Below are 10,243 nucleotides of genomic sequence, written 5' to 3' on the forward strand. Positions count from 1 at the left end.
ACGGGTACACCGTCGTGGTGGCCAGCCCGGATGGCGAAGCATACGAGTCGGCGACATAGCACTCCAAGGGCCGCGCCATACGTCGAACCGGCGCGGGTCAAGGAACCGCAGACACGCGGCACCTGATGTCCGGAGCCTGTCCAGCACGGCGTCCCCCTGCGCGCATTGTCGGCGGCAAATCCGTAAACGTGATCATGGTGGCGTGGACCCGATGACGCCGTCAATCGGCGACCGCAATCCAACTCCGCGACGTCGTCGGTCGGGCGCGCCGAGACAGCAGCGAACCGGCGCCAGATTCGCCCAGGCGGGACGTCCGACAAGCGGGATTCGGTGCGCCTGCCAGCGAACTACGCCGACAGGCTGCGCTACGACAGGGGTCATCACCATGCTGTCGGCGCTGAACCCGACCCAGACCGTGTCGTGCAGTGACGGCAGGAGGTCGGTCAGCCCGGACTGTGGCATCCAGTGGCACAGATACGGGGCGTCGTCCCCGTTCACCGGCAGGATGTCGGTCTGCCGGACTTTGGGGATCCAGGGCTCTGGTGACCTCGAACCACGACGATTCCGAGGTCGTTCATGCGGTTCCTAGGCTAGATATGATTTTCGCTATCGACGAATTCTTATCTCGCCTGTCCGAGGGTGTGGCCCGCTCCTGGCTGGCGGCCTCATCTTCACCGGTACGCCGGCGGCATCGGCAATCTCGGCGTTTTCCCGAGCCCGGCCAGACACCGTTTAGCCGGTTGGAAGGCGTCGGTGAGAGCCGGCGACCTTACCGTCTGATCGATCCGTACGGCTAAGGAGAGCCATGTCCGTGATAGTGCAGACCCGAGCGGGTGGGGTACGAGGCGCGACGGAGGACGGGATCTCGGTCTTCCGCGGCATCCCGTTCGCCGCCCCGCCGGTGGGACCGCGCCGATTTCAGGCGCCCGAGTCGGCGCAGCCCTGGGACGGGGTACGCGAGGCCGACGTCTTCGGACCGCCGCCGCCCCAGTCGCGGATGGGTCTGCCGCCCACCGCCGTGCCGGCGGGGCCTATCCGGCACGACCCGACCGACTGGCTGACCCTCAACATCTGGACGCCCGATCTGGGCGCCACGAACCTCCCCGTCCTGGTCTGGATCTACGGCGGCGCCTACCGGTTCGGGTCAGGTGGTGACTACAACGGCCGCCCGCTCGCGGGCTCTGGCGTGGTGATCGTGACCGGCAACCACCGCGTCGGCGTCGAAGGTTATGCCCAACTCGACGGCGCGCCCGCGAACCGTGGCCTGCTCGACCAAATGGCGATCCTGCGCTGGGTCCAGGCCGAGATCGCGGCCTTCGGCGGGGACCCGTCGCGAGTCACCATCTTCGGGGAGTCGTCCGGGGCCGGCGCGGTCGCGGCGCTGTCGGTGATGCCCTCCGCTGTTGGACTCTTCGCCGGCGCCGTCGCGCAGAGCGTTCCCGGCACCTTCTTCACCACGGCACTCGCCCGTGATATCAGCGCCGAACTGGTCGCGCCGCTGGGGCTCGAACCGTCGGCGGCCGCGCTCGCCGACGTCGAGCCAGACCGCCTGCTGGCCGCGCTGAGGCAGCTCGACGCCCGGATGCCCACGATCGGGCGCTGGGGAAGGATCGCGCACTCGTCCACGCCGTTCTCCCCGCTCATCGACGGTACGGTCCTGCCCGTCGATCCGTGGCGGGGTCTCGCGTCCGGCGCCGGACGCGACGTGCCCCTGATGGTCGGGCATAACCGAGACGAGTGGCAGCTCTTCCACGTCATGGGCGGCCAGCTGGGCAAGGTCACCGACGAGATGGCGACGGCGACGATGGAGGCATTCGGCCCCGGCCCCGACGCCCCGGCGCGCCTCCGCGCCGCCTATGCAGGGGCGAGCCCGGAGGAGTTGTCCGTCATCGTGCTGTCCGACCGCCTGTTCCGTGTGCCGAGCCAGCGCCTCGCCGCCGCGCAGACCGCCGGTGGCGGGCGGGCCTACCTCTACGAGCTGACCTGGCCGAGCCCGGCCGCCGGTGGCGTCCTGCGCGCCTGCCACGGACTCGACGTACCGCTCGTCTTCGGCGAGCTCACCGATGGCCTGGCCGAGTTCCTCGTCGGCAGCCCGCCCGACCCCGGCGCGATCGAGATCTCGGCCCAGATGCGCGGGGCCTGGGTCGCGTTCGCCCGCGACGGGAACCCCGGCTGGCCAACCTACGACGAGCGGCAACGGTTGACCCGCGTCTTCGACCGCGACCCGAACGGTGGCGTGCGCGCCTATCCAGAGGAGGTCAGCCGTGAGCTCTGGGCCGCGTACGAGATCGAGGTCGCCGACCTGCCATCCACAAAGGACTAGCGGCCACCGCGGGTGCCACGGCCAGTCGACAGTGAAGCCGCTGCGGTCGAAGCCCGCCCTCGGGAAGGCAGCGAAACGCCGACGCCGCACCGCCTGGCGTGCGACCCTGCGTAACGAACACAGCGACCCGGCGACCGCACCGGGTACGGCTACTTCCGGACGCCGGCCGCTACCGCCTCGAAGCCATAAAGCGCACGTGCTCCGGAACTTCAGGTTCGGGGGACGCGTCGTCGAGAAGCTGGTCGGCGCGTCTCAGATGTCATCGTGAACGACGCTGGTCGTGCACGCTCGTGCAGGTGTCTGCGCTTCGTCAATTCCTGAGGCGTCGTGCGACAGCGTCAATGCCGGGGACCGCGGGGTGGCCGAGCAGCGTTTCGAGTACCGGCGTGGGGGTGCTTGCCCAGTCGCTGCGCATGTCTGCGTAGAGCGCGACGAGTTGGTCGGCGGCCGGCGCGGGCATGTCGAATTTCTGGAGGTAGGTGCGGTAGTCGTCGTCGGTGACCGGCCGGTAGGGCACGCCGGCCAGCTGAGCGAGGTCTTGCCAGCTAATCGCGTCGGGACCGGTGACTTCGAGCACGGACTGGTCGTTGTCGGGCGAGCTGAGCACCGCGGCGGTCGCCTCGGCCAGGTCGGTGACGGCGGCTGGGGTGACCCTCCCGTCGGCGGCGGGTGCGACGAGTTCACCACCGCGCCTGGCCCATGTGACGTCTCTGGCTACAGCGTCGGCGAGTCCGCAACTGAGGCGCAGGATCGTCCAGGCCGGCCCGGCCCGCTTTACCTGCTGCTCGAGCTCGCGGTAGTCCCGGACCGATACGTGTGTTGCCCGGTCGAGGTCGGACCAGCTGGTGAGCACGATCCGGGCGAGTCCCGCCTCGGCGGCGGCCGCGATCGCGGCGGATGCGAGCGGCAGTCGCTGCGAGGGGTCGGCGCCGAAGAAGGTCGCGTTGATCAGCACGGTGTCGGCTCCGTCAAGCGAGTTGCGCAGCGTATCGGGGTCGGCGAAATCGCCCGGTCGGTGCTCCACGCCGTCCAACGGTCGGATCTTCGCGAGGTCACGCACGGTGGCCAGGACGGGCTCGGTCGTACGCGCGGTAAGGGACTCGACGACGGCACGGCCGAATTCGCCGTTGCCGCCAGTGACCGCGATGGTCATGAGGTCTCCTAGAATAGAAGCGGGGCGGACGCCCCGAATACTAACCGGGGCGACTGCCCCGTTTCAAGGGGAGGGTCATGCCCGAACGAGCGCCGCGCGCTGATGCCCTGCGCAACCGCGCGAAGATCCTCGAAGTGGCCGCCTCGGCGTTCGCCGACCACGGCGCGGCGGTGTCGCTGGATGCCATTGCCGCGCAGGCCGGCGTCGGCCCCGGCACCGTGCACCGGCATTTCTCCACGAAGGAATCCTTGATCGCCGCTGTCGTCACCGCCCGGCTCAACCTGATTGCCGACCGCGCCGAAGAACTACAACACGACCCGTCGGCCGACTTCTTCGCGTTCCTCGCGGAACTCGGCGGGGCCGCCCGGCACAACGTTGTACTCGCCGCGGCCCTCGGCGGCACCCTTGGCGCCGAAGGTGACAACGCTGCGATTCGGCTTACACGAGGGCTCGAAGCGCTGCTGCGGTCCGCGCAGCAGGCAGGTGTAGTGAGAGCCGATCTGACAGTCACCGAACTACACGCGATCATCGGCGGGGCAATCGCCATCGAACAACGACTTCCGGAAGGTCGCGAAGGGCTAGGCCTCGATATCGTCTTCACCGGACTGCGCACGCCGGGCCGGTGACTGATCAGCTCACCGCCTCAAAATGCCATGGCCGCACGCCCCTGCCGCTTCGCCGACCCGGCACATACCGGGACCCCACGTGAAACCGGCCCAGGTTTACACGACTACACGACGGCCTCATCGATCACAGGGCGAGAGCGTGCATAGCGGGGACGGCATCCATTACATAAGTTGTGCTCAACCGTTTCCGGCGCCAATTCTAATAGACGCTAATCAACTTTTCCGCGCACTCACATCGGCAGATCCGTGGGCCGAGCTGCCAAACTGGCCCTCACTCTGCGGCGCAGGTGGTTCACGGCTATGAGCGGACGTCTATGCGTTCTGCCGTGGCCCTAACGACGCTGGCTGGATCCGGCGAGCAGCAAAGCCCGACGGCGGCGGAGTCAAGAGCTCACGGGCCGGAAGTGATACGCCGAGTTGATCGCAACTGCCGAGGAGGCCAGACCTTCGATGCCGGTGAAGGCCTGCAGCCTGGTCAACGCGGACTCGGGGGTATTGACGTCACTGACCGACACGCGGATGCCGTCGAAACGGAGCCAGGCGTCGGCGGCTATCGGATCGATGCCGAGTTGGTCAAGGTCGCCTGTCAGCGTGCTGCGGACATGGATGTCCCGGCCGTGCTGTTCGAGGATCTCCAGGTCGATCAGTTCGTACTGGTGGTGCTGGAAGAAGTAGACACTGGATTCGGCGGGTTCACCGAGAGTCTTGACTCCGTGGCCGGCCATGGCACGCCAGCTGGCTGCGGGCAAGGGCAGCCAGTCGACATCCAAGAAGATCTCACTGCTGCCGTAATCCCGGTTTACCTCGGCGAACGAGAAACGGAAACTCCAGGTCATTGCGGTCGGCAAGCCGATGTTCGGGTTGTCGAAGAGCAGCCCCGCCCAGGTCCCGCCGGACACCGGCACTAGGTCCTTAGCGGTCAAGGCGTCCTCGTCGTCCGTCACACAGGGACTATTTCACGGACACGGGGCGAGACCGGCTCCTGGATGTGGCCGGACCGATTAGCACCAGTTCGGTAACTCCCTCGTGGGCGGCGCCGACCGCCGCGACGCCATGTAGAGGGCGGATCGCGGTAAATCCGGATGGTCTGTCGGGCGTCGAGAGCGGTTCGGCGTCCGTGGCTTCGTCAATGCGCCGAACAGCCTCGGATAGGCAGCGACTATGGTAGACGGCGTCTGTGTATTCGTTGCGCGTTGTTTCGCGTATTTCGGGGGAGTGAGAGACTGTGGCCAAGCAAATCATCACGTTGCTTACGGATGATCTCGACGGTGGGGACGCCGATCGCACGATCGAGTTCGGGCTCGACGGGGTGAACTACACCATTGACTTGTCCGAGAAGAACGCCGGCAAGCTCCGCAAAGCACTCGACCCCTACCTGGCGGCCGCCTCAAAGGTCGGCCGCACCGGTACGAGCGGGCGTATCGCCTCCCGCGCCGCGGCAGCACCGAGTCGGGCGAACCGCGATCAGAACCAGGCCATCCGGGAATGGGCGACCAAGAACGGCTACGAGGTGTCGGAACGAGGACGAATCCCGGCCTCGATCGTCGAGGCCTTCCACGCCAAGCGCTGACCGGCAGGCAACCAGCTGCTCTCCGCCCCGACCGGGCATCGCGGGCGGCGCAGAGCAGGCGGCCGTCGCTGGCACGCGCAAATATCCGGTCTCATCCGACGCGCGGCTGAAGCCGAGAGCACGAATACGAAAGCCGCCCGGGAAGTCCCTCGCCCGGGGCGGCTTTCGTTCGGTGGCTCGTGATCCACGCCCTGGCCCGGGACCAGTACAGATCAGACGTCGGCTTCTACGACCTCGGCGCCGTTGGCAGAACGCTGTACCCCTCGCAGCCGTCCTTGGCGGCGGCCTTGGTCTCGTACGCCTCACCGGTCGCGACGACCTGGCCGTTGGACAGGTGACCCTCGGCGCACCTCCGCTCCATCCGGCTCACACCGAGATCGGCGTGCGAACCCGCCAATTAGTTCGCACATTTGTTCGAATCCGCGAGTAGGCTCAGGCCGTGATCAACCCGGGGAGCCGGCCCATCGAGGGAGCCACTGCCGCGCAGGCCGAGACCAACATGCGCGCCTTCACCGACACGGTCCGCGCCGAGGCCGACATCGCCCGCCAAGTACGACCGGTCGCCACGGTCGGCGAACCGGCGCGGGACCAGGCTCTGGACGCCGACGGCCGATACGGCTGGATCCTGCCGATCGGCGAGCACCGCGTATCGATCCTCATGCCCGGCGTCGACCTGGCGGTCGTCCGGGCGTTGAACGCAGCAACACCCTGCCTGCAGGTCAACGGCGAGTGGGTGTGGTGGCACAGCGCCGCCGGCATGGCAATCCCCGCAACCCGGCCCTACATCCTCGGCGGGCAGGTGATGGGCAGCTAGACATGACGGATCGTCCACGACCGCGCGCTACACGCGGCAGATCCGCGCACCAGACGACGCAACGATCTGTGTCACGGCATTTCGAACGAAAGCTTAATCTGGAAGCGCAACAGCGACCTGGTGATGAGTGACTCGCTCGTCCCAGCGAATCAGCACTTTACGCGCCGCTTCCTCCACGACGGCCGCTTCGGGATCGTCGCCGGCGAAGGCACGCACGTCGTCCAGGCTCGCGAAGTAGGTGATGGAGATGAACTCCACCTCGCCTCCTTCGTTGCGACGCAGCAGGCGTGCACCGCGGAAGCCGGCGACCTGCCCGAGATGCTTGGCAACGTCGAGTTCGTAGTGGCGCTGGTAGCCCTCGGCTGTCTCGCGGCTCGCCCATCCGCGCCATACCCGTGCAATCACTCTCCGCTCCACTTCGCCTAGCCCGGCAGCCCGGGGTGCACCTTGGACCATCTCACGGGTTCGCGGCTCGGCCGAAGATGGGTTCGGAAGGATGCTGACATTGGCACGACCGTGCGCCGAGTAGACCCCGCCGGCGTGACACGGCGTAACGACCCTCCCCCAGCCGCCGCGCACGCTCGGCGACAGATGAGTCAAACACTGTCGGGCGTGCCCTGGTGGTTACGACGGCGATGGATGACTGGTCGGCGTGAAACTTTCCGGTTACGGCGTCGGTCACCCGTGTGCCGCGAGCGCGCAGGTGACCTTGGCAGGGTCACCCGTCGTGGGTCGGGGCCAGGCCGCGGCAGACCTCGGGCTCCGGCACGCCGGCCCGGTCGGCGGCCATGCGAATGTAGGCGACTGCCGCGTAGGCGGCGTAGCGCCAGAAGTCGTCTGTCCGCCACCAGGCGACCTCGTCCAGCAGGTCGACCTCGACTCCGCCGTGCCACGCCGCAGCGGCGAGAACGGCGAACTGTAGCTTGCGCCGGTCTCGGCCGGTGACCTCACAATCGGGCAGGAACCGCTCCCGGAAACCGGCCAGTTCGATGGGATGAGCCCGATCGACGGCGGCCCAGGCAAGGGCCTCAGCGGCCAGATGTGTCAGGACCTCGCCCGGAAAAGTGTCGTTACGCGGATGCAGCGGCGCCAACCGGTTGAGGATCTCGACAATCCCGACGTCGTGCTCCAAGCCGTCGAGCAGGACCTGGCGGGCGGTGGCCGCGTCCTGGACGGTCGGCCGCATCCGTGCGGACATGCACCGACGGTAGCCCCTGCTCCCCGGTGCTGCGGCCGGCCCGTGCGACGCCGTGATCGAGTACCGCCCGCATGACGGAACGCTGCGCCACCACGACCACCACCGCCCGCGCGCCACATCCGCGGCAGATCCGCTGCGCCGCGAGGCGCCTTGTTGTATCCCCGGTGCAGCCGGGAAGAACTCGGAGGGAGGTTCTTGGGTCTGATGGCTTACCTGGATCCGAAAGGTGAAGGGGACCAGAGCATGCCAGGAAAGCGGTGGTCGTGCCCAGGCGTACGGGTGCGGGGTGCTGCGGGACCCGCGGAATATGGTGAAAGCTGAATTGCCTGAAGCCCAATCTCCAGCAGATGCAAGCCGCCATTCACCGGAAAGACGCCTGAACCGGTGCCGTGCCCTGTGTCGGTATTCCGGATTTGCCGATGCAACCTTCGGAGCACGGAGCGATGCCCAGTGAGGGTATTCAAGGAGATGAGTGGGCCACCTACGTTCCGCTCGATACGTACAACAAGGACGAACGCGGGATCGCCTACGGGACGCGAGTCCTATGGCGACGGAGGTCTCGTAGTAGCCGCCGGAGTCACGCCCGGCCAAGGCGGACGGGAAAGCCGTCCACAGGGCCAAGGAGACCAGGTGATTGGACGTCACCAGCCCGAGAGGTATGCGTAATGCAGAACGCCGAAACGGTACTTGATGTCCTGCGTGAGCGCGGCAGACGTGGTCTGCCGTGTACCGAGCTGTATCGACAACTGTTCAACCCGGCCTTGTACCTGATGGCCTACGGGCGTCTGTACTCCAACCACGGAGCCATGACGCCTGGGGCCAACGGGGAAACCGCTGATGGTATGTCTATGAGCAGGATCGGTCGCGTCATTGATGCAATGCGCCACGAGCGCTACCGGTTCCTGCCCGTGCGACGCGTCTATATCCCCAAGAAACGGGGGACGAAGATGCGGCCGTTAGGACTGCCGTCGTGGGCGGACAAACTTGTTGGTGAAGTGGTGCGCCTGCTGTTGGAGGCGTATTACGAACCGAGGTTCTCCCCTCGCTCTCACGGATTTCGTCCCGGTCGGAGCTGCCACACGGCGCTGACCGAGGTGGCCAACCATTGGACCGGGACGACGTGGTTCATCGAGGGAGACATCGCCGACTGCTTCGGGAGTTTCGATCACGACGTGATGCTCTCGACGCTGGCCGAACACCTCCACGACAACCGGTTTCTCCGGCTGGTGCGCAGCATGCTGCAAGCCGGGTACCTGGAGGACTGGGAGTACCACGCCACGCTCAGCGGCTGTCCGCAGGGCGGGGTGGCATCTCCCGTCATGTCCAACATCTATCTGGACCGGCTGGACAAGTTCGTCGAAACCGAACTCATCCCCAAGTACACAAGAGGGAACGGTAGGGCCGACAACCCTGCCTACAAGCAGGTGACCGACCGGATCGTGCGGGCCCGCCGCCGCTACGACCAGGCAGAGGTACGCGGGCTGCGACAGCGGCTGCGGACCCTGCCGAGGGGCGCTCCTCGCGACCCTGGTTACCGGCGACTGTGGTACACCCGCTATGCCGATGATCACCTGCTCGGGTTCATCGGACCCAAGGCCGAAGCTGAGGACATCAAAGCCCGGCTGGCGAAGTTCCTGCGTGAGGACCTCAAGCTGCAACTCTCGCCGGACAAGACGCTCGTCACCCACGCGCGCACCGGCGCGGCGAGATTCCTCGGCTACCAGATCACCGTCCATCACGCCGACCACAAGCTGACCAACGGTCGGCGATCGGTCAACGGAAAGGTCGCTCTACGCGTCCCCCGGGACGTGATCACGGCCAAGAGCGCCCCATTCATGAAGTTCGGTAAACCCGAGCGACGCCCCGACCTGCTGAACCTGACCGACAACCAGATCGTCGGTAAGTACGGGGCTGAATGGCGCGGCTACCTGCAGTACTACCTGCTCGCGCAGGACGTCTGGAGACTCAACCGCCTGCAATGGGCCATGGTGACCTCCATGCTCAAGACCCTGGCCGGCAAGCACCGCACGACGGTGACAGCGGTGGCCCGCAAACACCAGGCCACCATCGTCACCTCGTACGGGCCACGGGTGTGCTTCCAGGCCAGCGTCGAACGCGCGGGCAAACCACCACTGGTAGCCCGGTTCGGTGGCATTCCCCTCAAACGGCAGAAGAAGGCGGTCCTCGACGACCGCCGACCCGTCCCGGTCACCGGCCGACGCCGCGGCAGCGAACTCCTCGCCCGCCTACGCGCCGGACGGTGCGAACTGTGCGAGCAACGAGCCCAGGTGCAAGTGCACCAGGTCTCCAAGATCGCCCACCTCACCACCCCGGGGCAGCCACAACCACCGTGGACGCGGCACATGGCCAGGATGCGGCGCAAGACCCTGATCGTGTGCCCACCCTGCCACGACAACATCCACAACCGGCAACCTGCCAACACGCTCACGTAGCAGTCACTGGAGGGGCCTTGCCCCCTGATCTTGGACACTTGAATCTGGGATCTTGAGGTTCCAGGTAGATCAGGAGTCCTGAAGCAAGATGGCGAACAAGCACTAT

10 protein-coding genes are annotated in these 10,243 nt (G+C 66.7%); 5 read left to right on the top strand and 5 right to left on the bottom strand.

The genetic code is table 11. The features are described from left to right. The first annotated feature begins 805 nt into the window (after nt 1-805). Entirely contained in the window at nt 806-2,323 is a 1,518-nt protein-coding gene (locus ACIA5D_RS51445; RefSeq protein ID WP_396038070.1) for a carboxylesterase/lipase family protein, read from the top strand. A gap of 310 nt (nt 2,324-2,633) precedes the next feature. Here ACIA5D_RS51445 and ACIA5D_RS51450 read toward each other — a convergent pair whose 3' ends face one another. Next, a complete protein-coding gene (locus ACIA5D_RS51450) occupies nt 2,634-3,476 on the bottom strand; it encodes an NAD(P)H-binding protein (RefSeq protein ID WP_396038071.1) in 843 nt (280 codons plus the stop codon). Between the two features lie 77 nt (nt 3,477-3,553). Here ACIA5D_RS51450 and ACIA5D_RS51455 point away from each other — a divergent pair, with 77 nt between their 5' ends. Continuing rightward, nucleotides 3,554-4,102 carry a TetR/AcrR family transcriptional regulator gene (locus ACIA5D_RS51455; RefSeq protein ID WP_396038072.1) on the top strand — a complete coding sequence of 183 codons (549 nt, stop codon included), beginning with the start codon at nt 3,554-3,556 and terminating at the stop codon, nt 4,100-4,102. Between the two features lie 383 nt (nt 4,103-4,485). On the opposite strand, the gene ACIA5D_RS51460 is transcribed toward ACIA5D_RS51455, so the two are convergent. Continuing rightward, a complete protein-coding gene (locus ACIA5D_RS51460) occupies nt 4,486-5,046 on the bottom strand; it encodes a hypothetical protein (RefSeq protein WP_396038073.1) in 561 nt (186 codons plus the stop codon). A gap of 281 nt (nt 5,047-5,327) precedes the next feature. On the opposite strand from ACIA5D_RS51460, the gene ACIA5D_RS51465 reads away from it, so the two are divergent. After that, nucleotides 5,328-5,672: an Lsr2 family protein gene (locus tag ACIA5D_RS51465; RefSeq protein ID WP_396038074.1), complete on the top strand. Its 345-nt coding sequence runs from the start codon at nt 5,328-5,330 to the stop codon at nt 5,670-5,672. A gap of 226 nt (nt 5,673-5,898) precedes the next feature. On the opposite strand, the gene ACIA5D_RS51470 is transcribed toward ACIA5D_RS51465, so the two are convergent. After that, nucleotides 5,899-6,033 carry a YegP family protein gene (locus tag ACIA5D_RS51470; protein WP_396038075.1) on the bottom strand — a complete coding sequence of 45 codons (135 nt, stop codon included), beginning with the start codon at nt 6,031-6,033 and terminating at the stop codon, nt 5,899-5,901. A 78-nt stretch (nt 6,034-6,111) separates the two neighbouring features. On the opposite strand from ACIA5D_RS51470, the gene ACIA5D_RS51475 reads away from it, so the two are divergent. Then, nucleotides 6,112-6,486 (top strand): hypothetical protein, encoded by a 375-nt coding sequence (locus tag ACIA5D_RS51475; protein ID WP_396038076.1) that lies wholly within the window; start codon nt 6,112-6,114, stop codon nt 6,484-6,486. Nucleotides 6,487-6,579: 93 nt separating this feature from the next. On the opposite strand, the gene ACIA5D_RS51480 is transcribed toward ACIA5D_RS51475, so the two are convergent. Both ACIA5D_RS51480 and ACIA5D_RS51485 read right to left on the bottom strand, forming a co-directional pair. Next, on the bottom strand, nt 6,580-6,891 hold the full coding sequence (locus tag ACIA5D_RS51480; RefSeq protein WP_396038077.1) for an antibiotic biosynthesis monooxygenase family protein: 312 nt from the start codon (nt 6,889-6,891) through the stop codon (nt 6,580-6,582). A gap of 313 nt (nt 6,892-7,204) precedes the next feature. Next, nucleotides 7,205-7,684 carry a hypothetical protein gene (locus tag ACIA5D_RS51485; RefSeq protein WP_396038078.1) on the bottom strand — a complete coding sequence of 160 codons (480 nt, stop codon included), beginning with the start codon at nt 7,682-7,684 and terminating at the stop codon, nt 7,205-7,207. A 665-nt stretch (nt 7,685-8,349) separates the two neighbouring features. On the opposite strand from ACIA5D_RS51485, the gene ACIA5D_RS51490 reads away from it, so the two are divergent. After that, nucleotides 8,350-10,137, top strand: coding sequence for a reverse transcriptase domain-containing protein (locus ACIA5D_RS51490; RefSeq protein WP_396038079.1), 1,788 nt, complete (start codon nt 8,350-8,352; stop codon nt 10,135-10,137). The last annotated feature ends 106 nt before the right edge of the window (nt 10,138-10,243 follow it).

The sequence above is a fragment of the Actinoplanes sp. NPDC051513 genome (assembly GCF_044454685.1).
Lineage (GTDB): Bacteria > Actinomycetota > Actinomycetes > Mycobacteriales > Micromonosporaceae > Actinoplanes.